Consider the following 25,057-nt stretch of genomic DNA (forward strand, 5'->3'; position numbering starts at 1 on the left):
CCGATGGGCGCGGGCCACGCACACAAGCTCTACCGGCACGGGCACTCGCCCGTGCACGCCCTGCCGGCGCACACCAAACTCGCCGCCGCCTTCGGCTTCGTGGTCGTGGTCGTCTCCACCCCGCGCGAGGCGATGTGGGCGTTCGCGCTGTACGCCGCGTTGCTCGCGACGGTCGCGTACAAGGCCCGCGTACCGGCTCTCTTCCTGCTGAAACGGCTGCTGATCGAGATCCCGTTCGTCGCCTTCGCGGTGCTGTTGCCGTTCGTGGCGGAGGGCGAGCGGGTGGACGTCCTGGGTATGTCGTTGAGCGTGAACGGCTTGTGGGGCGCGTGGAACGTGCTCGCCAAGGGAACGCTGGGTGTCGCCACCTCCGTACTGCTGGCCTCCACGACCGAGCTGCGCGAACTGCTCCTGGGCCTGCAGCGGTTGAAGCTTCCGCCGCTCCTTGTGCAGATCGCCTCCTTCATGATCCGGTACGGCGATGTCATCGCGGACGAGATGCGGCGGATGCGGATCGCGCGGGAGTCGCGCGGGTTCGAGGCCCGGGGCGTACGGCACTGGGGGGTGCTCGCGAAGTCGGCGGGCGCGCTGTTCATCCGCTCCTACGAGCGCGGGGAGCGCGTGCATCTCGCCATGGTCAGCCGGGGGTACGCCGGCTCGATGCCGGTCATCGACGAGGTGACCGCGTCCCGGGCACAGTGGTCGTACGCCCTTGCCCTCCCCTTCGCCGCCCTCGTTGTATGCCTGTTGGGATGGACCCTGTGACGACCCCCTCTCTCGAAGTGGCCGGACTGGCCTTCGCCTACCCCGACGGCCATCAGGCCCTCTTCGGCGTCGACTTCACCATCGGGCGCGGCGAGCGCGTCGCCCTGCTCGGGCCGAACGGCGCCGGCAAGACCACCCTCGTGCTGCACCTCAACGGCATTCTGAGCGGTGGTACCGGGACCGTGACGGTGGCCGGACTTCCCGTCGGCAAACGGCACATGGCCGAGATCCGGCGCAAGGTCGGCATCGTCTTCCAGGATCCGGACGACCAGCTCTTCATGCCGACCGTCCGTGAGGACGTGGCCTTCGGGCCGGCCGCTGCGGGGATGAAGGGGGACGCGCTGGAATCACGGGTGCGTATGGCCCTGGAGCAGGTCGGCATGGCGTCCTTCGCCGACCGGCCGCCGCACCATCTGTCGTTCGGGCAGAGGCGCCGGGTCGCAGTGGCGACGGTCCTGGCGATGGAGCCGGAGATCCTGGTCCTGGACGAGCCCTCGTCCAACCTCGACCCCGCCTCCCGGCGCGAACTCGCCGACATTCTGCGGTCGTTGGACGTCACCGTCCTCATGGTCACGCACGATCTGCCGTACGCCCTTGAACTGTGCCCCCGTTCGCTCATCCTCAGCGAGGGCGTCATCGCGGCCGACGGGAAGACCGGCGAGCTGCTCTCCAACGGCGAGCTCATGCGCAGCCATCGTCTGGAGCTTCCCTTCGGGTTCGATCCGCGCTCCGTGACAATGGGCGCGTGACGAATCAAGAGGACGACGACGTCGGGGCGGTGGGGGCTGCCGGGGCGGCTGGGTTGGCGGGGGCGGCCGGGTCGCTGCTGCTTGACGATCAGCTGTGCTTCGCGTTGTACGCCGCTCAGCGCGCCGTGACGGCCGCGTACCGGCCACTGCTGGAGGAGCTGGGCCTCACCTACCCGCAGTACCTCGTCCTGCTCGTCCTCTGGGAGCGCGGCGAAACCACGGTCAAGGAGCTGGCGACCGCGCTGCGCCTCGACTACGGCACGGTGTCGCCGCTGCTGAAGCGGCTGGAGTCGGCGGGGCTTGTGCGGCGTGAGCGCTCGGCGCACGACGAACGCTCTGTGCGCGTCACCCTTACCGGGCGTGGGGAGCTGCTTCGGGAGCGCGCGGAGGGCGTACCGCGGGCGTTGCTGGCTGCGACGGGGGTGGAGGGGGCCGATGCCGTGCGCCTTCGGGAGGAGCTGTGGCGCTTGGCGGAGTGTGCGGAGGGGGCGGCCTTGCGGGGCCGCTGATGCGCGGCGCCTGTTGGCGGTCGCTTTCCACCGGTTCGCTTGCTGCCGGTGGGTGGGTCGGGGCCGTGCCGGTACATCCGCCCGTCGTGTGGATCAGACGTTGGAATACAGGAACCGTCTCCAGATCCGAAAAACCCACAGGTCCGCACCGTCGTGCGGGGGCAGCCGCGGTTTCTGCACCCTGGTAGTTCGGGCGTCCATACTGGCGGGTATCTTGTGCGCGATGTAGTTGCACACCTGTGTGGGGGAGGTCCTGCCGTGACGGACGGCACCGATGGAGACACCCGCCCGACGAAGATCATGTACGTCGCCGAGGCCACCGCGCACGGTGGCCGGGACGGCTATGTGACCAGCCAGGACGGCCAGCTAGACCTGAGGGTCGCGATGCCGCCCGCGCTCGGCGGCGACGGCAACGGCACGAACCCGGAGCAGTTGTTCGCGGCCGGATACAGCGCCTGCTTCCACAGCGCCCTGGTGCTGGTGGGCCGCCGCGCCGGATACGACCTCTCCGGCTCCACGGTCGCCGCGAAGGTCGGTATCGGCCCCAACAAGCAGCGCGGCTACGGCCTCGCGGTCGCCCTGAGCGTCTCGCTCCCCGTGGTCGGCCAGGACATGGCGGCGAAGCTCGTGGACGAGGCTCACGAAGTCTGCCCGTACTCGAACGCCACCCGCGGCAACATCGAGGTCACGATCCTGCTGGGCTAGGGCCTGCCTTTCGGATCACGCCGACTTCGGGATGCGTTGCCTCATCCCCCCGGCCCAGGCGTGATCCGAAAGACAGGCCCTAAGGAATCGCGGGCGGTCGATGCGTGTTGCATCCACCGTCGGAGGCAAGCGGGACAGGGGTACGGACGTGGACGTGAACGGCACAGTGGCCGAGGGCTTCGAGCCGGTCAGGCAGGCGTTCGTGCGCAACTTCGAAGTGCTCGGGGACCGGGGCGCCGCGGTCACCGTGTACCGCGACGGGCACAAGGTCGTCGACCTGTGGGGCGGCGCGCGAGACGTCGACGGCACCGAGCCCTGGCGGCACGGCACCGCGCAGATCGTGCGCTCGGCGACGAAGGGCGTGGCCGCCGCCGTACTCCTGCTGCTCGTCCAGCACGGGGAGCTCGATCTGGACGCTCCGGTCGGCCAGTACTGGCCGGAGTTCAAGGACGCGGGCAAGGAGCGGACGCTCGTGCGGCATGTGCTCGCGCACCGTGCCGGACTGCCCGTCCTCGACCGCCCGCTCACCCCGGCCGAGGCGGCCGATCCCGACCTCGCGGCCGTGGTGGTGGCCGCGCAGGCGCCGGTCTGGGAGCCGGGGGCCGACCACGGCTATCACGCGCAGACGTACAGCTGGCTGACCGGTGAGCTGGTACGGCGGGTGACCGGACGCTCGATCGGCGCGTGGATCGCGGACGAGATCGCGGGGCCGCTGGAGCTGGATCTGTGGGTCGGGCTGCCGGAGGCCGAGGCGGGGCGCGTGGGCCGGGTCGGGCAGGTGGAGGCCCCGTCGGCGGCGGGCGGACTGAAGACCCGGCCGAAACGTTCGGTCTCGGAGGCGTACGCGGATCCGTCGTCGCTCACCCGCCGCGCGTTCGCCGCGATCACTCCGGCGCCGGACGAGAACGACCCGGCGTACCGGGCGGCCGTCCTCCCCGCCTCCAACGGCATCGCAACGGCCGAGGGACTGGCCCGCTTCTACGCGGCGCTGATCGGGGAGGTGGACGGGGTACGGCTGTTCACGCCCGAGACCGTCGAGGCGGCCCGTGCGGAACACTCCGCCGGCCCCGACCGCGTCCTCGTCGTCAACACCCGCTTCGGCCTCGGCTACATGCTGCACGGCACGGCCTCGCCCCTGCTCACCCCTGGCTCTTTCGGCCACCCCGGCCGCGGTGGCGCCCTCGGCTTCGCCGACCCCGAGTCGGGGATCGCCTTCGGGTACGTGACGAACGGCTTCCGCAAGAGCGTGACGGCGGACGCGCGGGCGCAGGCGCTGGTGGGGGCGGTGCGGACGGCGATCGGGGCGTAGGCGGAGGAGGGGGTGGGGTGCGGCGTCTCTCGATTCAGGCCCGGGATGGCTTCCGGGGCCCTACCAGTACCCACCCCCCTGTGCCGCGGGCCCCGCGGGGGGCGCTCCGTCCGGCCTCTGCTCCGCAGCGTAGGCGGAGCCACTGACACCCCGGTCGGGCGGGTGCGGCGTGTCCCGGGCCGCCCCTGCCGGTCTCGTCGTCAGTCGAAGGAGCCGCCGGAAGGATGCACTTCGACGACTGCTTCGTCCGCGGCTGCGACGGGGCTGTAGGGGCCCGAAGCGAGTTCAGCAGGGACGGACTGAGTGGCCGCGCCGCATGGCCCGTCCGGCGCCGTGCCGGTGACTATCCCGCGTGCAGCATCAGGCCGATCCCCAGCACCGGTAGCCCGGCCGCCGCGATCCGAGGTGCCCCGAAGCGCTCCTTGAAGAACACCGCCCCGATGGCGGCCCCGACGATGATCGACGACTCCCGCAGGGCCGCGATCGGTGCCAGTTCCGCGCGGGTCTGTGCCCACAGGACGAGCCCGTACGCCGACACGGAGAGCGCCGCGCCGAGGAAGCCGACGGCGGCGAACGGCCGGAGGACGGACACGAGTTGACCGCGCCAGCGGTACGCCGCGTACGCCGGGATCGCCACCCCCTCGACGGCCATCAGCCAGGCGATGTACCCGAGGGAGGAGCCGGAGGTCGCATCCGGAAAGTGCCGGACGCGCCCGTTCACCTCCCCCAGCCCCAACTCCTGCAGGGCCTCGGCGAAACGGGGGTGCGCGGCGTTCTCTTCGATGGCGGTCATGAACGGCACGCTGGCGGTGGGTGTACGGGGCATGCGACCGAGATAATCAGCTCCCCGCCTTCAGCAGTGCCGCCACGATCGGTCCCGCTGTGTCGCTGCCGTGTCCGCCCTGCTGTACGACGCCCGCGGCCGCCAAGTCGCCCTTGTAGGCCGTGAACCAGCCGTTCGGCTTGTCCTGGTTGTCGACCTCGGCGGAGCCGGTCTTGGCGCCGTAGTCAGGGCCGAGGCCGGACATGGCCTCGGCGGCGGTGCCGGCGGCGGCCGTGTACTGCATGACGTCGCGGAGCTGGGAGAGCGTGGAGGCGGACAGGGTGCGGGACGCCTTGGCCAGGGTGCGGTTGTCCACCGTCGGAGAGACCAGGTAGGGCTGGTGGAAGGTGCCCGCCTGGACCGTGGCGGAGACCGACGCCATGTTCAGCGGGTTCATACGGACCCCGCCCTGGCCCATCAGCGACGCCGCCATCTGCGCGGCGCTCTGCACCGGCACCGCTCCGTCGAAGGACGGGACGCCGATGGCCCAGTTGTTCAGGCCGAGCCCGAAGACCTGCTGGGCCTGCTTGGTCAGGTCGTCGTTCTTCAGCTTCTCCGCCTGGGTGATGAAGGCCGTGTTGCAGGACCGCGCGAAGCTCGCCTTGAACGTGCCGTCCTTGATCTCGAAGTCGTCGTCGTTGTGGAACTTCCATCCGCCGTACGTCGAGGTCTTGGGGCACGGGTGCTTCTTGTCGGCCGAGGCCAGGCCCTTGTCGAAGAGCATCGACGCCGTGATGACCTTCATCGTGGAGCCGGGGGCGAGGGAGCCCTGGAAGGCGGTGTTGAAGCCGTGGCCGGTGTTCGCGACGGCGAGGATCTCGCCGGTCGAGGGGCGCATCACGACCACCGACGCCTTGGACTTGGCGGCCACCTGCTTCTCGGCTTCGGCCTGGAGGGCCGGGCTGAGCGTCGTCTTCACGGTCCCCGGGGTGCCCTCGCTGAGCGTGACCAGGGTCTTGTCGGGGCTCTTCTGGGTGCCCTTCTCCGCGGCCTTGCGGACCACGCGCAGCTCGATGCCCGCCTTGCCCCCGGCCGTCTTGCCGTACTTCTCGCGCAGCCCGTCGAGAACCGTCCCCAGGGAGGGGTACTTCTCGGTGGTCAGCTCCTCGCCGTCGCGGTCGAGGGCGGTGACCGGCGGCGCACCCGACTCGCCCGTGACGAGCCGGTCGCCGTCCTGCAGGTCCGGGTGGACGACGGACGGCTTCCAGCCGACCAGCGGGGTGCCGTCCTTGGCGCTCCGTACGACCGTCAGGTTCGACTCGTACGCAAGCGGCTCGCTCTTGTCCTTGTAGGTGACGGTGGCCTTGACGGAGAACGGGACGGAGGCGCCCGAGCGCTTGCCGCTCGTCAGCTTCACGCCGGTGATGCGCGCGTCCTTGCCGTAGCCGGTCAGGACGGTCGTCGCGGCCGCCGAGTCGTCGGTGGCGGCGGCGGCCTTCGCGACGTCACCGCTCTGCCAGGCGTCGAGGAAGGCGGCGGTCGCGGTGCGCACCTCGGTGGCCGTCAGCGGGCCCGTCCGGGCGGACTCGCCGTCGGCGGTCGTCGAGGCCCTGTCCTCGGCCGCCGCACCGCCGTCGAACAGGCTGTAGGCGCCGAACGCCCCGCCGGCCACGACCACGGCGATCAGCCCGCCGTAAACGGCGGGCTGCTTCGTCTTCCGTCGCTCGGCGACGCGCCTTCTCTTGCCCACAGCTCCCAGTCCTCCGCTGTTCCCTGATGCCCCCGTGCTCTCGTTGCACAACGAGAGCACCACCCTAGGGTCCCGCCCCGCGAGGGGTGACTTCAGCCACCAGTTCGTAGCACAGCTGCGACGATCGGGCCCGCGGCGTCGCCGCCGCGGCCGCCCTCCTGCGTCATGGCCGCGGCCGCGACGTCGCCCCGGTAACCGGTGAACCAGCTGTTGGACTTGGCCTGTTCGTCGACCTCGGCGGAGCCGGTCTTGGCGCCGATGTCGCCGCCGAGCCCGGCCATGACGCGAGCAGCGGTGCCGCTCGTCGCGGTGAGCCGCATCATCCGCTTGAGCTGCGCGACGGTGTTCATCGGCAGGCCCTTCGCCCGCGCGGGCTCGCGGTCGTCGAGCTCCAGCGGCACGATGACCGGCTGGCGGAACGTGCCGGTGATGGCGGTCGCCGTCACCGAGGCCATGTTCAGCGGGCTCATCTGGACCTGGCCCTGGCCGATCGCGTTCGCCGCGCGGTCCGGGCCGCCGGAGGCGGGGACGCTGCCGTCGAAGGACGGGATGCCGGTCTTCCAGTTGTCCTGACCGAGGCCGAACCGCGTCTGCGCCTCGGTCGTGAGCGACTCGTCCGTGAGCGGGCTCGCGTCGGTGCCGTCGATGAGCTTCACGAAGGCCGTGTTGCAGGACCGCATGAAGCTGTTGGCGAGGCTGGCGCCCTCGTTGGGGGCCATGTCCGTGAGGTTGTGGAAGGTCTGGCTCTGCCAGGTGGCGGTCGGCGGGCAGGGCGCCGGGCCGTTCATCGTGGTCACGCCGTTGTCGATGAGCATGGCCGCGGTGATGATCTTCATCGTGGAGCCGGGCGCGAGCTTGCCGAGGAACGCCGCGTTGAAGCCGTCCTCCCGGTGGTTGGCGACCGCCAGCACCTCACCGGTGCTCGGCTTCACCGCCACCACGGACGACTCGGAGTACCGCGCGACCGCCTTCTCCGCGGTGGCCTGCGCGGTGGCGCTGAGCGTCGTACGGACCTTGCCCGCCTGCCCCTTGGCAAGGGTCACGAGGGTCCTGTCGGCGCTCTCCTCGCTCCCGCGCCGGATGGTCAGCTCGATGCCGGGTGAACCGCCCGCCGTGGCGCCGTACTTGTCGCGCAGCGCGCCCAGGATCGGCCCCAGGGAGGGGTACTTCTCCTTCGTCAGGACAACGTTGTTGCGGTCCACGGCCTCGATCACCGGACTCGCCGACTCGCCCGTGACCAGCGTGTCCCCGTCCTCCAGCTCCGGGTGGACGACGGACGGCCGCCAGTCGACCAGCGCGTTGCCGGTGGTCTGCCCGCGTACGACGGTCAGTTCGGAGTCGTACGAGAAGGGCTTGCTCTTCCCGTCGTACGACACCGTCGCCTTCACCGAGAACGGCACGGTCGTGCCGGACGGCGTACCCGGGGTGATCTTCACGTCGGTGAGGTGCGCGTCGGCGCGGTAACCGGCCAGCAAGCCTTCGGCGTTCTCCGCGAAGTCGGTGTACGACGCCGCCTCGGCCGCGTCGCCCTTCTCCCAGGCCGCGAAGAACTTGCCGCTGGTCTCCTTGACCTCCGCACCGCTCGGCGGCCCGGTCTCCGCCGCGGCGGGTCCGCCCGCGCCCGAGCCGCCGCCCCCGCTGACCGCGCTGACGACGTTGTACGCCCCGTACCCGGCGCCGCCCACCATCACGGCGAACACGCCGCCGACGACGGCAGCCTTTGCCCCCTTGCGCATCGCGCGATTCCCCTCCCCGGGGGGCCTTCTCCCGAACTTCTGAACGCGTTCAGAAAAATGGGTCCGTCCCGCACTGTAAGGGCGAGGAGTGACTCATGGGGCTGACGTTCTCCGAATCGTTAGCCCCGGACGTCCCGGTCGTCAGGCCCGGAGGTCCCTGTCGTCAGACCCAGGTATCCAGCCACATCCGCGCCCGCCAGCTGTCGATGGGGATGGCGGTGCCCGTGTAGATCGGCCAGAAGTAGATGAAGTTCCACGCGATCAGCAGGACCAGTACGCCCGCGCTCGCGGCGCCGATGACGCGGCGGCGTTCGCTCGAGCCGGGTGGGCCGAGGATCGCGCCGACGAGCATGGCCACGGCCAGGCAGAGGAAGGGCAGGAAGACGATGGCGTAGAAGAAGAAGATCGTGCGTTCCTGGTACATGAACCAGGGGAGGTAGCCGGCCGCGATGCCGCAGGCGATCGCGCCCGCACGCCAGTCGCGGCGGAACGCCCAGCGCCAGAGCACGTAGGCGACCGCGAAGCAGGCCGCCCACCACAGCACCGGGGTGCCGAGTGCCAGCACCTCGCGCGCGCACTTCTCGCCCGCGTCGGCGGGGCAGCCGTCCTTGCCGGGCGCCGGGGACTCGTAGAAGTACGAGACCGGGCGGCCCAGGACGAGCCAGCTCCATGGGTTGGACTCGTAGGTGTGCGGGGACGACAGGTTCTTGTGGAACTCGAAGACCTCGTTCTCGTAGTGCCAGAGGCTGCGCCACCAGTCCGGGAACAGCCAGCTCCAGGAGCTGTTCTTCCCGTCCGTCACCGCCCAGTTGCGGAAGTAGCCGCCGCTGCCGTCGTCGGGCGAGAGGATCCAGCCGGTCCACGAGACGATGTACGTGGCGATCGCCACGGGGACTGTCGCCAGGAACGCCCAGCCCAGGTCGTGCTTGATCACTGCGATGTAGGGGTGCCGGGCTCCCGCGACCTTGCGGGTGCCCACGTCCCACAGCACGGTCAGCACGCCGAATGCCGCCAGGAAGACCAGGCCGTTCCACTTGGTGCCGATCGCGAGCCCCAGGCACAGCCCCGCCAGCCAGCGCCACGGCCGTAGGCCGAGACCGGTCGTGTCGGCCACGTGCGCGTTCGGCCGTACGACTCCGTCCCCGTCCGGCGGCAGCGCGGCCGCGAGCCGTTCCCGCGCCCTGTCGCGGTCGATCACCAGACAGCCGAAGGCCGCGAGTACGAAGAACATCAGCACGCCGTCGAGTAGTGATGTGCGGCTCATCACGAAGTGCAGTCCGTCCACCGCCATCAGCGCGCCCGCGAGGCAGCCGAGGAACGTCGAACGGAACAGGCGGCGCCCGATCCGGCACAGCAGCAGCACGGACAGCGTGCCGAGCAGCGCCGTCATGAAGCGCCAGCCGAAGGGGTTGAAGTCGAAGATCCACTCGCCGAGCCCGATGACGTACTTGCCGACCGGCGGATGCACCACATAGGCGGCGTCGCCCGGGATCGTCACCCGGCCGTTGCCCTGCAGGATCAGGTCGTTGGCGTCCTTCGCCCAGTTGACCTCGTACCCGCGGTGGATCAGTGCCCAGGCGTCCTTGGCGTAGTACGTCTCGTCGAATATCACCGCCTTCGGGCTGCCCAGGTTCCAGAACCGCATCAGCCCGGCGAGCAGCGTCACCAGGAGCGGGCCGCCCCAGCCCGACCAGCGCGTGATGCGCTCGGCGACCTCGTGGCGCAGCCCGACCGCCGCCCAGACGCGCGGACTGGGCTCGGCGTACGGCGGCACGAGCCGCTCGCGCACGTCGCTTCTCGGCGGCGCCGAGTATCCGAAGCGGCGCAGCCGCGGCTGCCACGACAGCCGCCTGTCTTGGGCGGCCTGGCCCTGCCGGGTGTCCGTGGAGGACGCGGTACTGGTCACCGCGCCATCGTAGGGAACACGTCTGTGGGAGTCCCGCGCCTGGGCCCTGCGAGGATGGAACCGTGACAGGAACCCTCGTTTTGGCAGGCACTCCCATCGGCGACGTGGCCGATGCTCCGCCCCGGCTCGCCCAGGAGCTCGAGCACGCCGACGTCGTCGCCGCGGAGGACACCCGGCGACTGCGGCGGCTCACCCAGGCGCTGGGCGTACAGCCCGGCGGGCGGGTCGTCTCGTACTTCGAGGGCAACGAGTCCGCCCGTACGCCGGAGCTTGTCGAGGCGCTGGCCGGCGGGGCGCGGGTGCTGCTGGTGACCGACGCCGGGATGCCGTCCGTCTCGGACCCCGGGTACCGGCTGGTCGCGGCCGCCGTCGAGAAGGACATCAAGGTCACCGCCGTACCCGGCCCGTCCGCGGTGCTCACCGCGCTCGCGCTCTCGGGGCTGCCCGTCGACCGCTTCTGCTTCGAGGGCTTCCTGCCGCGCAAGGCGGGCGAGCGGCTCTCCCGGCTGCGCGAGGTCGCCGACGAGCGCCGCACGCTGGTCTACTTCGAGTCGCCCCACCGGCTCGACGACACCCTCGCCGCGATGGCCGAGGTGTTCGGGGCGGAGCGGCGCGCCGCCGTCTGCCGCGAGCTGACGAAGACGTACGAGGAGGTCAAGCGGGGCCCGCTGGGCGAACTGGCCGCCTGGGCCGCCGAGGGCGTACGGGGCGAGATCACCGTCGTCGTCGAGGGCGCCGCCGAGAAGGGCGCCGGGGAACTGGACGCCGCCGAGCTGGTGCGCAGGGTGCGGGTGCGCGAGGAGGCGGGGGAGCGGCGCAAGGAGGCGATCGCGGCCGTGGCGGCGGAGGCGGGGGTTCCCAAGCGGGAGGTCTTCGACGCGGTCGTCGCCGCGAAGAACGCGGGGTCGTAGCGCGGCTGCGCGGTCCGTGGCGCCCGGTGACGCGGCCCGTGGCGCGGCTCGCACCAGGCTGTCGCGCCGGTGGCGCGGCCCGTGGCGCGGTTCGTACCCGTGTGGTGGCGCCGGTCGCCCGGTCTGTGGTGCCGCCCGCACCCGTGCCGTCGTGCCGGTGATGCCCTCGCAGCGCGGCTCGCACCGCGCTGTCGCGCGGGTCACGCGGTCCGTGGCGCGGCTCGCACCGCGCTGTCGCGCGGGTCACCCGGCCAGTTGTGCCGCTCGCGCCCGCGTCGCCGCGCCCCTCGCGCTGCTCCATATGGGGGCAAAGGCCCTGTCGCGGATGGGCAAATTCCGGGCCTGTCACCAGGGGGGTTGCGGCAAGGAACGGCCAAGAGGGCTCCAACAGTCGACAGGTCTCGTGCGCTCGCGCCGGGAGAAGTGTCCACTGGTTGAGGGGACGCACCCGTCCTCCACCTCCACCCGCGGAGGTGTTTGTCCAGCGGACACAGGAGCTGGCATGAGTGAGATCGCAGGACGGACCGGGCAGCGCAGCGCGGCGACCGCCGTCGTCCATGAGTCGTACTCCTTCGCCTGCATGCGCTGCGGGCACGGCTGGGAGCAGTCGTACGAGATAGAGCACCACCTCGACGCCGAAGGCAGTGAGTTCGTGAGGTATGTGGCGAACGGCCAGGTCGTGCCGTCGCCGCTGCGCCGCCCCAGCTGCCTGAACTGCGACAGCCACGTGGTGCGCATCATGCGCCCCGGCCAGGTGTCCTCCGTCCTCGACTCCATGCACCACCACGGCCCGGCGTCGCGGTCGTCCGAGCCCCCCGCGGCGCCCAAGGAGCCGCACCACTGGCACCTCTCGGATCTGCTGCACCCCTTCCAGCACCGCAAGGCGGGGTGACCTCGCTCGGGTGAGGCCCGGCATGCCCCTTTCGTAGGATCGGGGCATGCCTTCCGATACGCCTCCCGCCGCGCCCGCCGACGATGACGCCCCGCCCCTGCCGGAGCCCCTGCGCGTGTCCGTCGCCGATTCGCACACCCACCTCGACATGCAGTCCGGCACGGTCGAGGAGGGCCTGGCCAAGGCCGCGTCGGTCGGTGTGACGACGGTCGTGCAGGTCGGATGCGACGTGAACGGTTCGCGTTGGGCGGCGGAGACCGCGGCCGCGTACGACGCCGTCCACGCGACGGTCGCGCTGCACCCCAACGAAGCGCCCCGCATCGTGGACGGCGACCCGGACGGCTGGTCCCGGCAGGGCGCCCGGCAGCCGGGCGGGGACGCCGCACTGGACGAGGCGCTGGCGGAGATCGACCGCCTCGCCGCCCTCCCGCAGGTCAAGGGCGTCGGCGAGACCGGGCTCGACTACTTCCGTACGGGCCCGGAGGGCAGGGCCGCGCAGGAACGGTCCTTCCGCGCCCATATCGAGATCGCCAAGCGGCACGGCAAGGCCCTGGTCATCCACGACCGCGACGCCCACGCCGACGTGCTGCGCATCCTCAAGGAGGAGGGCGCCCCCGAGCGGACGGTCTTCCACTGCTACTCCGGCGACGCCGCGATGGCCGAGATCTGCGGCCGCGCCGGCTACTTCATGTCCTTCGCCGGGAACGTGACCTTCAAGAACGCCCAGCCCCTGCGTGACGCGCTCGCCGTGGCGCCCCTCGAACTCGTCCTCGTCGAGACCGACGCGCCCTTCCTGACCCCCGCGCCCTACCGCGGACGGCCCAACGCGCCGTATCTCATTCCGATCACGGTGCGCGCCATGGCCGCCGTGCGCGGCATCGACGAGGACACGCTGGCGACCTCGATCTCCGCGAACACTGCGCGTGCGTTCGATTACTGACCGATAACGGTTCCGGAGGTATCACCTGGTCAAACGCGGGTGCGCCTCAGGGGAGTGTCGCGACACAGTGTAGCCGCGTTGCTTGGGAGAGTGACGACCGCTCCGCTAGGTTCTGGTCGCCCGATCCGGATCTCCGTGGAGCGTGTGTCGCCGTGAGCAGCCCGCAGAACGAGACGTATGGACCGACCGGTGTCACTGGCGCCGCTGGTGCCACTGATCCCAGTGGTGTCACCGGGACGTACGAGGATGTCGAGCCGGACGCCGGTCATGGCCACCCGGACACGTACCGCCCCGCGTACGAGGCGCGCGTCTCCGCGACCGAGCTGCCGACTGAGCCCCGGCTTCCGCGGCAGCAGGAGGAGCCGGGGGAATCGGAGCAGGGCGCAGAAGGGGCGGAGGGGGCGCCCGGGAGCGGCGGGCGGGCCGCCGCACGGCGCGCGGCCCGGCACAAGCGCGGCACCGAGCGCCCCGACCCCCTGCGGCGACTCCTCCCGCAGGCGCTGGTCGTCGCGTTCCTGGCCGGGGGAACCTCCGCGTTCCTCGCCAACGACAAGGCGATCGAGCTCAGCGTCGACGGGAAGTCGCGCACGCTGCACACCTTCGCCGACGACGTGACCGAGCTGCTCGCCGACGAGGGCGTGGAGGTGGGGGCGCACGACGTGGTCGCTCCCGCGCCCGGCACGGCGCTCGCCAGCGGCGACGAGGTCGCGGTTCACCACGGGCGCCCCGTGCACCTCACGCTCGACGGACAGCGGCGCCAGGTGTGGACGACGGCGCACACGGTGGACGGGGCGCTCAGACAGCTGGGGGTACGCGCGGAAGGCGCGTACCTGTCGGCTTCGCGCTCCCAGCGCATCGGGCGTCAGGGCCTCGCGCTCGATGTGCGCACCGAGCGCACGGTGACGATCATGGCGGACGGTCGCGCGCGGACGATCCGTACGAACGCGGCGAGCGTCCGTGAGGCCGTCGAGGAGGCCGGGATCACCCTGCACGGGCAGGACACGACCTCCGTCCCGCCCGGGAGTTTCCCGCGCGACGGGCAGACGATCACCGTGATGCGTGTCACCCGGAGCAAGGAGGTCCGCGAGGAGGTCATTCCGTTCGCAGTGGAGCGGATCCTGGATCCCACGCTGTTCAAGGGCACGGAGGTCGTCGAGCGCGCCGGTCGGCCGGGGGCGCGGCGGGTCACGTACGCGGTCCGGACCGTCAACGGGGTCCGGCAGAGGCCGAGGTGGATCAAGGCCGAGGTGGTGCGGGAGCCGCGGGTGCAGCGGGTGAAGGTCGGTACGAAGCCGCGTCCTCGGTCCGTCGGCGATACCGACGTGGACCAGCTGAACTGGGCGGGGCTTGCCAGGTGCGAGTCCGGAGGGCGGAAGGATGCCGTGGATCCCTCCGGTGTGTACGGAGGGCTCTATCAGTTCGATGCCCGGACGTGGCATGCCCTCGGGGGGAGTGGGCGTCCTCAGGATGCCTCCGCGGCGGAGCAGACCTATCGGGCGAAGAAGCTGTATGTGCTGCGTGGGGCGAGTCCTTGGCCGCATTGTGGGGCTCGGCTGCGGGGGTGAGGCGGGTTTCGCCCCCTCCGCCCCTGCCCGTCCCGTACCTGGGGGGCGCTGCCCCCAGACCCGTATCGCGCTTCGCGCGCGTCCTCAAACGCCGGACGGGCTGGAGCGGGACGCCGGGCGGGCTGGCACCTCCTCCGCACCCGTACCCTTGGTCCGTGACCAGCCCCACCCCCGACGCCCTCCTGGGTCCCGCCGACGTCCGCGAGCTCGCGGGTGCCCTCGGTGTGCGGCCCACCAAGCAGCGCGGCCAGAACTTCGTCATCGACGCGAACACGGTGCGCCGCATCGTCCGCACGGCCGACGTCCGCCCCGACGACGTGGTCGTCGAGGTGGGACCCGGCCTCGGCTCGCTGACACTCGCCCTGCTGGAGGTCGCCGACCGCGTCACGGCGGTGGAGATCGACGACGTGCTCGCCGGCGCGCTGCCGTCGACCATCGCGGCCCGGATGCCGGAGCGCGCGGAGCGGTTCGCGCTCGTGCACTCGGACGCGATGCACGTACAGGAACTGCCCGGCCCCGCCCCCACCGCACTCGTCGCCAACCTCCCGTACAACGTCGCCGTCCCCGTCCTCCTCCACATGCTCGACACCTTCCCCACCATCGAGCGCACGCTCGTGATGGTGCAGGCGGAGGTCGCGGACCGGCTCGCGGCGGCGCCAGGCTCGAAGGTGTACGGCGTCCCGTCCGTGAAGGCGAACTGGTACGCCGAGGTGAAGCGGGCCGGTGCCATCGGCCGCAACGTCTTCTGGCCCGCGCCCAACGTCGACAGCGGGCTTGTGTCGCTCACCCGGCGCACCGAGCCCCTCAAGACGACGGCCACGAAGCGCGAGGTGTTCGCCGTGGTCGACGCCGCCTTCGCCCAGCGGCGCAAGACGCTGCGCGCCGCCCTCGCCGGGTGGGCCGGGTCCGCGGCCGCCGCCGAGGCCGCGCTCGTCGCCGCCGGGGTCTCGCCGCAGACCCGCGGGGAGTCGCTCACGGTCGAGGAGTTCGCCCGTATCGCCGAGAATCGCGGCGCCGAGAACGCCGCCGAGAACAAGGAGTCGGTCCAGCCGTGACGGAGACGGTGACGGTACGCGTCCCTGCCAAGGTCAACGTCCAGCTCGCGGTGGGCGGCGCCCGCCCCGACGGCTTCCACGACCTCGCCAATGTCTTCCTCGCGGTCGGCCTGTACGACGAGGTGACGGTCACGGCCGCGGACGAGCTTCGCATCACGTGCGAGGGCCCGGACGCCGCGCAGGTGCCCCTGGACCGTACGAACCTGGCGGCCCGCGCCGCCCTCGAACTCGCCCGCCGGTACGACATCGACCCCGCCGTCCACCTCCACATCGCCAAGGACATCCCGGTCGCCGGCGGCATGGCCGGCGGCAGCGCGGACGGCGCGGGTGCGCTGCTCGCCTGCGACGCCCTGTGGGGTACGAACGCCTCGCGCGACGAACTCCTCGACATCTGCGCGGAGTTGGGCAGCGACGTGCCGTTCAGCCTGGTGGGCGGGGCGGCGCTGGGCACCGGGCGCGGTGAGCAGTTGACGGCGCTCGAGGTCGGCGGGACCTTCCACTGGGTGTTCGCGATGGCCGACCGCGGGCTGTCGACTCCGGCGGTGTTCCGGGAGTTCGACCGGCTCGGCGAGGGCCTCGACATCCCCGAGCCCGTCGCCGCCCGGGAACTCCTCGACGCCCTCGCCAAGGGCGACCCCGACGCGCTTGCCGCCGCCGTCTCCAACGACCTGCAGCCCGCCGCGCTGTCCCTCTTCCCTGCCCTCGCCGACACCCTCGCCGCGGGCCGCGCGGGCGGTGCCCTCGCGGCGCTCGTCTCCGGTTCGGGGCCGACCACGGCGTTCCTCGCCCGTGACCCGGAGTCGGCGTCGAAGGTGGCCGAGGCGCTGTCGGCCTCCGGCACGTGCCGCACGGTGCGTACGGCGTCGGCGCCTGCGCCGGGGGCCACAGTGCGGGGGCACAGCCCGTTCTAGCCCAGGCCCCGCATCGCGCTGAACGCTCGTCCTCAAACGCCGGACGGGCTGAAACTCTCCAGCCCCGGCCGGCAAGAGTCAGGCCCCGCGTCGCGCGGACTACCCTTGAGGGTCGATCGTCCCCCTCGTCAGGAGAGAAATGGCCGTCAACCTGGTCAATGTCGAGAACGTCAGCAAGGTGTACGGCACCCGCGCCCTGCTCGACGGAGTCTCCCTCGGCGTCAGCGAGGGCGACCGCATCGGCGTGGTCGGCCGGAACGGCGACGGCAAGACGACCCTCATCCGCATGCTCGCCAAGCTGGAGGAGGCCGACACCGGACGCGTCACCCACTCCGGCGGCCTCCACCTCGGCGTCCTGACGCAGCACGACTCGCTCGACCCCACGGCCACCGTCCGCCACGAGGTCATCCGGGACATGGACGACCACGAGTGGGCGGGCAACGCCAAGATCCGGGACGTACTCACCGGTCTCTTCGGCGGGCTCGACCTGCCCGGGTTCCCGCAGGGGCTCGACACCGTCATCGGCCCCCTCTCCGGCGGTGAGCGCCGCCGTATTGCCCTCGCCAAGCTGCTCATCGAGGAGCAGGACCTGATCATCCTCGACGAGCCCACCAACCACCTCGACGTGGAAGGCATCGCCTGGCTCGCGCGGCATCTGCGCGAGCGGCGCTCGGCGCTCGTCTGCGTCACCCACGACCGCTGGTTCCTCGACCAGGTCTGCACGCGCATGTGGGACGTGCAGAAGGGCGCGGTGTACGAGTACGAGGGCGGGTACTCCGACTACGTGTTCGCCCGGGCGGAGCGGGAGCGCATCGCCGCGACCGAGGAGGTCAAGCGGCAGAACCTCGTCCGCAAGGAGCTCGCCTGGCTGCGGCGCGGCGCCCCCGCCCGCACCTCCAAGCCGCGGTTCCGCGTCGAGGCCGCCAACGAACTGATCGCGGACGTGCCGCCGCCCCGCGACAAGAGCGAGCTGATGAAGTTCGCGAGCTCCCGGCTCGGCAGGACCGTCTTCGACCTCGAGGACGTGACCGTGCAGGCCGGACCCAAGGTGCTGCTCAAGCACCTCACCTGGCACCTCGGCCCCGGCGACCGGGTCGGACTCGTCGGGGTGAACGGCGCCGGCAAGACCTCCCTCCTGCGCGCCCTCGCCGAGGCCGCCCGCAGCGACGGGGAGCGGCAGCCCGCGGCCGGGCGGATCGTCACCGGCAAGACCGTCAAGCTTGCCTACCTCTCCCAGGAGGTCGCCGAACTCGACCCGAACTGGCGCGTGTTGCAGGCCGTCCAGGCGGTGCGTGACCGGGTCGACCTCGGCAAGGGCCGCGAGATGACCGCGGGGCAGCTCTGTGAGACGTTCGGCTTCAACAAGGAGAAGCAGTGGACGCCGGTCGGGGATCTGTCGGGTGGTGAGCGGCGCAGGCTCCAGATCCTGCGCCTGCTCATGGACGAGCCCAACGTCCTCTTCCTCGACGAGCCCACCAACGACCTCGACATCGAGACCCTCACCCAGCTGGAAGACCTGCTCGACGGCTGGCCCGGCTCGATGGTCGTGATCTCCCACGACCGGTTCTTCATCGAGCGCACGACGGACAACGTGTTCGCGCTGCTCGGCGATGGCACGCTGCGGATGCTGCCGCGCGGGATCGACGAGTACCTGGAGCGGCGCAAGAAGTTGGAGGAGGTCGCGGCCGCCGCCGTCCTCGCCTCCTCCGCGGCGGCCCCCGCGAAGGCGGCGTCCGCCGCAGATGCCCGCGCCGCCAAGAAGGAACTCCAGAAGATCGAACGGCAGCTGGACAAAATCTCCGAGAAGGAGACCAAGCTGCACGCCCAGATCGCCGACAACGCGACCGACTTCGGGAAGGTCGCCCAACTTGACGCGGAATTGCGTGAGTTGGTGGGAGAGCGCGAGGAACTGGAACTGCGCTGGCTGGAGCTCGCGGAGGACGCGTAAGACGGCGCGTACGCCTGGAGTGTGAGGGCGTGTACGTCTGAGGTGCGCGCCCTTCGGGGGCCCCGCACGCCCCGGTTTGAACACGCGGTGCGCGCCCCGCGTGAAGGGTGGGTGAAGGCGCGTAACGACGGCATCACAGGCCGGTCCTCCCTTGGGAACAGGGCAAGGACCGACCCCCTGTTGCAGCGCGCCACAGTGATAGAAAGAGCCGTCTGAGAGCAGTTTGAGAACCACCGGGCCCGGCGCGCATCCGGCGCCGCCGGTGGGGCGCCACATCAGTGAAGAGGGGGGAGCCGCTGATGAGTCAGCCGCCCAATCAGCCGCCGCAGGGCGGCTTCGGAGCACCGCAGGACCAGCCGCCGGCCGGTGGTTTCGGCGCACCGCAGGACCCACGGGCGCAGGGCGGTTTCGGCACGCCCCCCAACTCGCCCCCCAACTCGCCCCAGGCGACGCCCCCTTCGACCGCGCAGCCGCCTCAGCAGCCCGCGCCCCCGCAGGCGCCGCCCGCCGGTGCCCCGCAACCCGGCTACGGATACCCCCAGCAGCCCGGCCCCTACGCTCAGCCCGGCCCCTACGCTCAGCCGGGCCCGTACGGGCAGCCGCAGCAGCCGGGCCCGTACGGCCAGCCCGCCGCCCCCTACGGACAGCCGCAGCCGGGCTACGGCTATCCGCCCCAGGCGCAGTACCCGGGCGCGCCCGGCGGCCCCGGCGGCGGTTCCAAGAACCCCTTCAAGGGCCGGCCAGCCATGGTCATAGGCGCCGCCGTGGCCGCGCTGCTCGTCGTCGGCGGCACCGTATGGGCCGTCAGCGGCGGCGATGACGGCGAAAAGAAGCCCAGCGCCCAGAAGAGCCAGGGCAGTTCGAAGCAGCCCTCCGCGTCCGACGACCCGGTCAACCCCGGTGACGGCAGCGGCGACGGCGTCGAGGACACCGAGGACCTCAACGCGGGCCGCCAGGCCGGTGAGGCGAGGGTGCTCTGGTACAAGACGGCACCCGACGCGCCCGGTTCCGGTGCCGACGCCCCCGGCCTGTGGATCACCGACACCGCCGCGGTGAAGGCGGCGTACAAGCAGGTCTTCGCATACAACGTCGGGGACGGCAAGCCGACTTGGGACGCGATCGCCTTCCCGCAGAAGATCTGCGCGGTCACTCCGCAGAAGACGTCGGACGACAAGGTCGTCGTGGCGTACATGAGCGGCTCCAGCAGCGGCGCCAAGTGCAACCAGCTCCAGGAGATCGACCTCAACACCGGCGAAAAGGGCTGGAGCGGGAAGGTCTCGGACGGCGAACTCTTCGACAGCACGCTCTCGATCGAGCTGGCCATCGCGGGCGACACGCTGGTGGTGGGCCGCATGCAGTCCGGTACGGCGTACGACGTCAGCAGCGGCAAGAAGCTGTGGGACAAGACGAATTACGGGAATTGCTATCCGGCCGGGTTCGCGGGTGGCCCCAAGCTGCTGGCCGTCTCGTCCTGTGGGGTCGGATCCGACACCGAGCACGACGAGGTCCAGGAACTGGACCCGGCGACCGGCAAGGCCAAGTGGACGACGAAGATCCCCGAGGGCTGGAGGGTCGAGCGGGCGTACTCCGTCGACCCCGTCGTCCTCTACATGACCAACAAGGACAAGAAGCGGGTCAACGTCACCACGCTGAAGAACAACGGTGACATCCGCTCGCAGTTGGACAGCAAGGACACCTTCGCGCCCGAGTGCGGTTACGCCATCATCGACCGTGACCTGACGGGCTGTTTCGGCACCGCCGCCGACGCCAACACTCTCTACCTGCCGACCGAGGCGAAGAGCGGCGCCAATGAGATCGTGGCGTTCAGCCTGGAGACCGGCAAGGAGAAGTGGCGCGTCAAGTCCCCTTCGGACAACGAGATGGCGCTGCCGCTGAAGATGAGCGGTACGAACCTCATCGCGTATGTCGAGCCGTCGTACGACGCCGGTGGTCAGGTCGTGTCGATCCCGACGACCGGCAGCAGCCACAAGCCGACGAAGCTGCTGCAGAACCCGGGGGGCACCGCGGACATCGAGAACGGCTTCTTCTCGATGGCGGTCGACTACGTGGACGGGCGCTTCTACATCTCCACCACCCGGCTGACGGGCAATGACGAGGCGAAGGAGAAGTTGATGCTGGCCTACGGCAATGACTGACGCCGTGACCCACGCCGTCGACTCGGCCCTCCCGGTCGCCCCTCGACTCAGGCCGGTCCAGCTCAGGCCGGTCCCGTTCCAGCCTGTCATCCCATCGCATCCCGAGGTACACACGTCATGAGCCAGCCGCCGCCCCCGCCACCGCCGAACCAGCCCCCGCAGGGCGGTTTCGGCGCCCCGCAGGACCCGCCGCCCGGCGGTTTCGGCGCCCCGCAGGACCCGCCGCCCGGCGGTTTCGGCGCTCCGCAGGACCCGCCCCCCGGTGGCTTCGGCGCCCCGACGCCCCCGCCGCCCGCGCAGGGCCCCGGCTACGGCTACCCGCAGACGCCCCCGTCCGCGCCCCCGTCCCAGCCGCCCGCGCAGGCCCCTGGCTACGGCTACCCGGGCCAGCAGCAGCCGTACGGGCAGGCGCCGTACGGGCAGTCCCCCTACGGCTACCCGCAGCCGCAGTCCATGCCGATGCCGCCGCAGGCCTCCCAGGGCGGGCGGAAGTTCAACAGCCAGATGGCCATCATCGTGTCGGCCGTGGTGGCCGTCGCGCTGATCATCGGCGGCGGCGTCTGGTACGCGAACTCGTCCGGCAAGGACGACGACAAGAACAACGCCTCGGGCACCAACGGCGGCACCGGCGGCAAGGACGACGGCAAGTCCTCCGGTACCAACGGCAAGGAGAAGGTCCCGGCCAACACCAGCTCCAAGGTGCTGTTCCAGATCCCGGCGCCCGCCGTGAAGGGCGACACCAGCGTGACCACCGCCGGCTCCTGGCTCACCGACAAGGTGTACGCCAAGAGCGGCAGCGCCGAGGTCAACGGCTACGACCCCGACTCGGGCGCGAAGCTCTGGACGATCAAGCTCCCCGGCCCGGTGTGCATGGCCAGCCGTCACACCACCGAGTCCAACCGGACGGCGATCACCTACGAGCCCGCCATGCCGACCAAGGAAGACCCCTCGCACGGCTGCAGCCAGCTCGCGGCGCTCGACCTCGACACCGGCAAGAAGCTGTGGACCAAGACGGTCAAGTCCGGTGACCAGCTGGTCGGCCTCGACAACGTCACGGTGAGCGCGAACACGGTCGCCGTGGGCAGCACCAGCGGCGGCGCGGCGTTCGACATCTCCAGCGGCAAGCAGCTGTGGGCACCGAAGCCGACCGACACCTGCTACGACGCCGGGTACGGCGGCGGCGAGAAGCTGGTCGCGGTCCGCAAGTGCGGTGAGTACGGCAGCCAGCGTCAGCTGCACATCCAGACCATCGACCCGAAGTCCGGGAAGGTGCTCTCCGAGTACGAGATGTCGCCGGGCATCGAGTACGCGAGCGTCGTCTCCACCAACCCGCTCGTCGTGGCCGCCGACGTCGGCGACTCCGCCGGTGACGGCAGCGGCATCTCCGACTTCTTCTCCATCGACAACAAGACGGGCAAGCTGCGTACGAAGATCTCGGCGCCCGGCAAGACGTACGCCGCCAAGTGCGACGGGATCTCCAGGATCGAGTACTGCTCCCTGCTCGCGGTCGGCAACGACAAGCTCTACGTCCCGACCGAGGAGCACGAGGGCACCGGCGAGTACAGCCGGACCAACGAGATCGTCGCCTTCGACCTCGCCACGGGCAAGCAGACCGGCCAGCGCGCGGACGCGGGTGACGGCTACACCATCACCCCGCTGCGGATGGACGGCAGCAACCTGCTGGCGTACAAGCGTCCGCCGTACGACAAGGGCGGGCAGGTCGTCAGCATCGACGGCACCTCGTTCAAGGAGACCAAGCTCCTGGAGAACCCGGCGACCGACTCGGTCCGCGACGCGGAGACCAGCATGCTTCCGGACTACGCGGAGATCATCTACCGCGACGGCCACCTGTACATGTCGGCGCTGTACGCCCGCAAGCCGTACTCCGCGAGCGACAAGGAGTACCTGGCGATCGCCTTCGGCGCGAAGTAGCTCTTCGGATCCGCCGTGACCGACGGCCCCGCCCCTGCTCAGGGGCGGGGCCGTGCGCGTACGACTCATCACTCCTCAACACTCCCGAATGGGAGGGATTTCGATATTCCGGGGCACTTCTCTCCAGTAGGGGAAGCGCAACGTCGAACAAGCGTGTAGCTTCCGGGGGATGGAGAGCCGGGGGGCTCCTAATCCACGGGGAACCAGTGGGGATGCTTGGGGGGACTGGGGGGTTGCCTGATGGGAGTGCGGCTCATGGTGGTCGACGACCACCGACTGCTGGCCGAGGCGTTGGCCTCGGCCTTGAAGCTGCGGGGGCACCGGGTGCTCGCCGCGGCGGCTCCGGCCGCGGGGGCGGCGGAGCTGGTGATCGCACGGGCACCCGAGGTGTGCCTGCTCGGTACGGCGACACCAGCCGAACCGGGCATCTTCGACCCGGTGGCGAAGATCAAGCGGGAGCGCCCGCAGGTGGCGGTCCTGGTCCTCGGCCCGGTACCGAACCCACGTGGCATCGCGGCAGCGTTCGCCGCGGGCGCCTCGGGCTACGTACGCCATGACGAACGCATAGAGGGTGTCGAGCGAGCGATCATGAAGGCACGGGCGGGCGAGGCGGCCGTGGCCCCGCAGTTGCTCCAGGGCGCCTTCAGTGAGCTGTTGAATCCCGTGGCCCAGCCGGACGACGAGGGCCAGCGCCTGCTCCAGATGCTCACTCCACGGGAGGTGGAGGTTCTGGTGAGGGTCGCGGACGGCGAGGACACGCGCCTGATCGCCGCCGGGATGGGAATCGCCCCGTCGACGGCCCGGACTCACGTCCAACGGGTCCTGATGAAGCTGGGCGTGGGGTCGCGGCTTGAGGCGGCGGCACTGGCGGCGAGAACGGGCCTGCTGGACCGGGCGGGTCCAGTGACCGCGTCGCCGGGGGGCCCGGAGGATGCCCCCGGGCCCTGATCTGATCCTTACCGACGTGGGGTCACGCGCCTTCTGCCGAAGCGCTGTTGGTGGCCTTGTCCATGCGGCGGGCTCGCAGCGCGTTGACGATGGTGTGAATGCGTGCGGCGGTGATCGCGAGGACCGCGACGCCGAGGGCGGCCATGATCCATTCCTCGTCCCGGACGGCGGCGTACACGAGGAGGACGCCGAAGGGGAGGCCGACAATGACGAGCAGGGGCTCGCGGATCCAGAACGGGAGGACGCGAAGGAGTAGACCGAGCATTCGTTCACTTCATCAGGTGCATGCCAGCGGGCGCTGTGACGGAGCCCACAATTCCGGCACGAGGGGTTTACATTTTGATCACGAGTGTGGAGGTGTCCAGTGGCTGCCGGACAACGTTCGCCCTGTTGATGTCTGGTGGTGTCAGCCTCTGCTGAGTGGCTCGGTTTACTCAGTGTCGAGCTGGTGGTCGGCCCAGATGTAGCTTTCGGGAAGCAAGTCGGTGATAGGGACGGTCCGAAGGCGGTCGCCTGCCCCGACGATGACCTTCAGGGCCGGGAAGTAGTCGAGGAGCACCTGGCGGCACCGGCCACACGGGGGAACGGCCCCCCGGTCGCGGTCGCCCACGGCGACGATCGTGTCCAGCTCGTAGGCGCCCTCGGCGGCTGCCGCGCCGATGAGGACCAGCTCGGCGCAGGGGCCTCCGGTGAAGTGGTAGGCATTCACGGCGGTGACGATCCGGCCGTCCTGGGCGCGGGCTGCGGCTGCCATGGTGTGGTTGTCGCCCCGGCAGCGGGTGCGCGCGACGTGGGCCGCGGCCTGGATGAGTTCGTGGTCGACGTGCTGAGTCTGCGTGGTCATCTTCTCTGCCTCCGTCAGGTGTCAGACGACGTTGACCCGAGTGACGATGGTGCGCAAGCGAATATCGGGCGGTTCAGCCACGAGGAGTTGGTAGGGGCGTAGGCGATTCGGCGTTGTTCGCTGCCGCCCAGGTGCCGACCCGCGCGGCGATGAGGTCGAAGAAGGTCCGCGGCTCCATGCCGGGCCCCGGGCGAGGGTGAGGACCTCACCGGCCGCAGCGGAGGCCGCGAGCACCCAACTGTTGGCCACGAGCTTGAGCCGGGTGGTACTGCCCTCGGCCTAGTCCTCACCGGTCCACATCGTACGGGCGCCGACGGGCGTCGAAGGCGGGGGCGAATGTGTCCTGGTGCGGGCTCGGCCCTGCGGCCAACACGGTCAACTGCCCGGTCTCTGCGGGCTGCCCAGTACCGAGCACGGGGGCGACGATGAATACCAGCTCATGCGCCGGCGCGCAGTCACCCAGCGCTCAGATGGCCTCTTCCCCTGGCGGTCGTGGACTGCGCCCAGGCGGTGCCGAGCCGCAGACCGGTGTGCCCGGGCCGGGCGAGGTGAGACAACGATCCAGACCAGGCACCCGATGGAACTGGATCAAGTCCGCTGAAACCCCCCTTTATCGATAACTGCCGAGGATGGTCAAGTCTTGGTAAAGGGGGCCGAGCGAGCGTGTGGCGGATGTCTGAAACCCGTCGATTGATATGCGCGGTGTGCCCAAATGTGTAGGCATCGCGAACGTGGCGATATGTGCGTTTCCTTTCTCCATCGG

21 protein-coding genes and 2 pseudogenes are annotated in these 25,057 nt (G+C 70.8%); 15 read left to right on the plus strand and 8 right to left on the minus strand.

What is annotated here, in order from left to right:
* The first annotated feature begins 3 nt into the window (after window positions 1–3).
* The 5 genes from cbiQ to C4B68_RS23340 all read left to right on the plus strand — a co-directional run bounded on the left by cbiQ (window position 4) and on the right by C4B68_RS23340 (window position 4,037).
* Window positions 4–765: a cobalt ECF transporter T component CbiQ gene (gene cbiQ / locus C4B68_RS23320; RefSeq protein ID WP_099501891.1), complete on the plus strand. Its 762-nt coding sequence runs from the start codon at window positions 4–6 to the stop codon at window positions 763–765.
* Window positions 753–1,514, plus strand: a complete 762-nt coding sequence (locus C4B68_RS23325; RefSeq protein ID WP_099501890.1) for an energy-coupling factor ABC transporter ATP-binding protein — start codon at window positions 753–755, stop codon at window positions 1,512–1,514. The genes cbiQ and C4B68_RS23325 overlap by 13 nt, the downstream gene beginning before the upstream one ends.
* A gap of 29 nt (window positions 1,515–1,543) precedes the next feature.
* Window positions 1,544–2,023, plus strand: coding sequence for a MarR family winged helix-turn-helix transcriptional regulator (locus C4B68_RS23330; RefSeq protein ID WP_206337133.1), 480 nt, complete (start codon window positions 1,544–1,546; stop codon window positions 2,021–2,023).
* Window positions 2,024–2,323: 300 nt separating this feature from the next.
* Window positions 2,324–2,728, plus strand: coding sequence for an organic hydroperoxide resistance protein (locus C4B68_RS23335; RefSeq protein ID WP_206337134.1), 405 nt, complete (start codon window positions 2,324–2,326; stop codon window positions 2,726–2,728).
* A gap of 148 nt (window positions 2,729–2,876) precedes the next feature.
* The gene (locus C4B68_RS23340) at window positions 2,877–4,037 is read left to right on the plus strand and encodes a serine hydrolase domain-containing protein (RefSeq protein WP_099501947.1); all 1,161 of its coding nucleotides are present in this window, start codon (window positions 2,877–2,879) and stop codon (window positions 4,035–4,037) included.
* A gap of 343 nt (window positions 4,038–4,380) precedes the next feature.
* Here C4B68_RS23340 and C4B68_RS23345 read toward each other — a convergent pair.
* The 5 genes and pseudogenes from C4B68_RS23345 to C4B68_RS23360 form a co-directional block, all read right to left on the minus strand.
* A pseudogene (locus C4B68_RS23345) lies at window positions 4,381–4,722 on the minus strand (EamA family transporter); the annotation flags it as partial.
* Window positions 4,723–4,830, minus strand: a pseudogene (locus C4B68_RS44430) (YbaK/EbsC family protein); the annotation flags it as partial.
* Between the two features lie 46 nt (window positions 4,831–4,876).
* A complete protein-coding gene (locus C4B68_RS23350; protein ID WP_099501888.1) occupies window positions 4,877–6,550 on the minus strand; it encodes a penicillin-binding transpeptidase domain-containing protein in 1,674 nt (557 codons plus the stop codon).
* A gap of 92 nt (window positions 6,551–6,642) precedes the next feature.
* Window positions 6,643–8,286 (minus strand): penicillin-binding transpeptidase domain-containing protein, encoded by a 1,644-nt coding sequence (locus C4B68_RS23355; RefSeq protein WP_099501887.1) that lies wholly within the window; start codon window positions 8,284–8,286, stop codon window positions 6,643–6,645.
* Window positions 8,287–8,449: 163 nt separating this feature from the next.
* Complete coding sequence (locus C4B68_RS23360) at window positions 8,450–10,192, minus strand: dolichyl-phosphate-mannose--protein mannosyltransferase (RefSeq protein ID WP_099501886.1); 1,743 nt, start codon at window positions 10,190–10,192, stop codon at window positions 8,450–8,452.
* Window positions 10,193–10,254: 62 nt separating this feature from the next.
* Between C4B68_RS23360 and rsmI the strand changes: the two genes are divergently transcribed.
* From rsmI to C4B68_RS23410, 10 genes are all read left to right on the plus strand, one after another.
* Complete coding sequence (gene rsmI, locus C4B68_RS23365; protein ID WP_099501885.1) at window positions 10,255–11,103, plus strand: 16S rRNA (cytidine(1402)-2'-O)-methyltransferase; 849 nt, start codon at window positions 10,255–10,257, stop codon at window positions 11,101–11,103.
* 502 nt (window positions 11,104–11,605) lie between these two features.
* Complete coding sequence (locus C4B68_RS23370; RefSeq protein ID WP_099501884.1) at window positions 11,606–11,995, plus strand: hypothetical protein; 390 nt, start codon at window positions 11,606–11,608, stop codon at window positions 11,993–11,995.
* Between the two features lie 46 nt (window positions 11,996–12,041).
* Window positions 12,042–12,935 (plus strand): TatD family hydrolase, encoded by an 894-nt coding sequence (locus C4B68_RS23375; RefSeq protein ID WP_099501883.1) that lies wholly within the window; start codon window positions 12,042–12,044, stop codon window positions 12,933–12,935.
* 152 nt (window positions 12,936–13,087) lie between these two features.
* The gene (locus C4B68_RS23380; RefSeq protein WP_099501882.1) at window positions 13,088–14,500 is read left to right on the plus strand and encodes a resuscitation-promoting factor; all 1,413 of its coding nucleotides are present in this window, start codon (window positions 13,088–13,090) and stop codon (window positions 14,498–14,500) included.
* Window positions 14,501–14,655: 155 nt separating this feature from the next.
* Window positions 14,656–15,555 (plus strand): 16S rRNA (adenine(1518)-N(6)/adenine(1519)-N(6))-dimethyltransferase RsmA, encoded by a 900-nt coding sequence (gene rsmA, locus C4B68_RS23385; RefSeq protein WP_099501881.1) that lies wholly within the window; start codon window positions 14,656–14,658, stop codon window positions 15,553–15,555.
* Entirely contained in the window at window positions 15,552–16,466 is a 915-nt protein-coding gene (locus C4B68_RS23390; protein ID WP_099501880.1) for a 4-(cytidine 5'-diphospho)-2-C-methyl-D-erythritol kinase, read from the plus strand. Before rsmA ends, C4B68_RS23390 begins: the two co-directional genes overlap by 4 nt.
* 139 nt (window positions 16,467–16,605) lie before the next feature.
* Complete coding sequence (locus C4B68_RS23395; RefSeq protein ID WP_099501879.1) at window positions 16,606–18,414, plus strand: ABC-F family ATP-binding cassette domain-containing protein; 1,809 nt, start codon at window positions 16,606–16,608, stop codon at window positions 18,412–18,414.
* Between the two features lie 299 nt (window positions 18,415–18,713).
* Window positions 18,714–20,570, plus strand: a complete 1,857-nt coding sequence (locus tag C4B68_RS23400; RefSeq protein WP_099501878.1) for an outer membrane protein assembly factor BamB family protein — start codon at window positions 18,714–18,716, stop codon at window positions 20,568–20,570.
* 117 nt (window positions 20,571–20,687) lie between these two features.
* Complete coding sequence (locus C4B68_RS23405) at window positions 20,688–22,502, plus strand: outer membrane protein assembly factor BamB family protein (RefSeq protein WP_099501877.1); 1,815 nt, start codon at window positions 20,688–20,690, stop codon at window positions 22,500–22,502.
* A 240-nt stretch (window positions 22,503–22,742) separates the two neighbouring features.
* Window positions 22,743–23,450 carry a helix-turn-helix transcriptional regulator gene (locus C4B68_RS23410; RefSeq protein WP_099501876.1) on the plus strand — a complete coding sequence of 236 codons (708 nt, stop codon included), beginning with the start codon at window positions 22,743–22,745 and terminating at the stop codon, window positions 23,448–23,450.
* Between the two features lie 22 nt (window positions 23,451–23,472).
* On the opposite strand, the gene C4B68_RS23415 is transcribed toward C4B68_RS23410, so the two are convergent.
* The 3 genes from C4B68_RS23415 to C4B68_RS44795 form a co-directional block, all read right to left on the minus strand.
* Window positions 23,473–23,715, minus strand: a complete 243-nt coding sequence (locus C4B68_RS23415) for a hypothetical protein (protein ID WP_099501875.1) — start codon at window positions 23,713–23,715, stop codon at window positions 23,473–23,475.
* 165 nt (window positions 23,716–23,880) lie between these two features.
* Entirely contained in the window at window positions 23,881–24,294 is a 414-nt protein-coding gene (locus tag C4B68_RS23420) for a cytidine/deoxycytidylate deaminase family protein (protein ID WP_099501873.1), read from the minus strand.
* A 286-nt stretch (window positions 24,295–24,580) separates the two neighbouring features.
* Window positions 24,581–24,709, minus strand: a complete 129-nt coding sequence (locus tag C4B68_RS44795) for a hypothetical protein (RefSeq protein WP_373682219.1) — start codon at window positions 24,707–24,709, stop codon at window positions 24,581–24,583.
* Window positions 24,710–25,057: the final 348 nt, after the last annotated feature.

The sequence above is a fragment of the Streptomyces dengpaensis genome, from assembly GCF_002946835.1.
Classification (GTDB): Bacteria; Actinomycetota; Actinomycetes; order Streptomycetales; family Streptomycetaceae; genus Streptomyces; species Streptomyces dengpaensis.

What these genes read in the sequence shown, in the direction of transcription:
- C4B68_RS23355 (WP_099501887.1), bottom strand. Translation starts at nt 8,286, where the DNA reads ATGCGCAAGGGGGCAAAGGCTGCCGTCGTCGGCGGCGTGTTCGCCGTG.
- C4B68_RS23325 (WP_099501890.1), top strand. Translation starts at nt 753, where the DNA reads ATGGACCCTGTGACGACCCCCTCTCTCGAAGTGGCCGGACTGGCCTTC.
- C4B68_RS23405 (WP_099501877.1), top strand. Translation starts at nt 20,688, where the DNA reads ATGAGCCAGCCGCCGCCCCCGCCACCGCCGAACCAGCCCCCGCAGGGC.
- C4B68_RS23335 (WP_206337134.1), top strand. Translation starts at nt 2,324, where the DNA reads ATGTACGTCGCCGAGGCCACCGCGCACGGTGGCCGGGACGGCTATGTG.
- C4B68_RS23375 (WP_099501883.1), top strand. Translation starts at nt 12,042, where the DNA reads ATGCCTTCCGATACGCCTCCCGCCGCGCCCGCCGACGATGACGCCCCG.
- C4B68_RS23370 (WP_099501884.1), top strand. Translation starts at nt 11,606, where the DNA reads ATGAGTGAGATCGCAGGACGGACCGGGCAGCGCAGCGCGGCGACCGCC.
- C4B68_RS23400 (WP_099501878.1), top strand. Translation starts at nt 18,714, where the DNA reads ATGAGTCAGCCGCCCAATCAGCCGCCGCAGGGCGGCTTCGGAGCACCG.
- C4B68_RS23395 (WP_099501879.1), top strand. Translation starts at nt 16,606, where the DNA reads ATGGCCGTCAACCTGGTCAATGTCGAGAACGTCAGCAAGGTGTACGGC.
- C4B68_RS23410 (WP_099501876.1), top strand. Translation starts at nt 22,743, where the DNA reads ATGGGAGTGCGGCTCATGGTGGTCGACGACCACCGACTGCTGGCCGAG.
- cbiQ (WP_099501891.1), top strand. Translation starts at nt 4, where the DNA reads ATGGGCGCGGGCCACGCACACAAGCTCTACCGGCACGGGCACTCGCCC.
- C4B68_RS23420 (WP_099501873.1), bottom strand. Translation starts at nt 24,294, where the DNA reads ATGACCACGCAGACTCAGCACGTCGACCACGAACTCATCCAGGCCGCG.
- C4B68_RS23415 (WP_099501875.1), bottom strand. Translation starts at nt 23,715, where the DNA reads ATGCTCGGTCTACTCCTTCGCGTCCTCCCGTTCTGGATCCGCGAGCCC.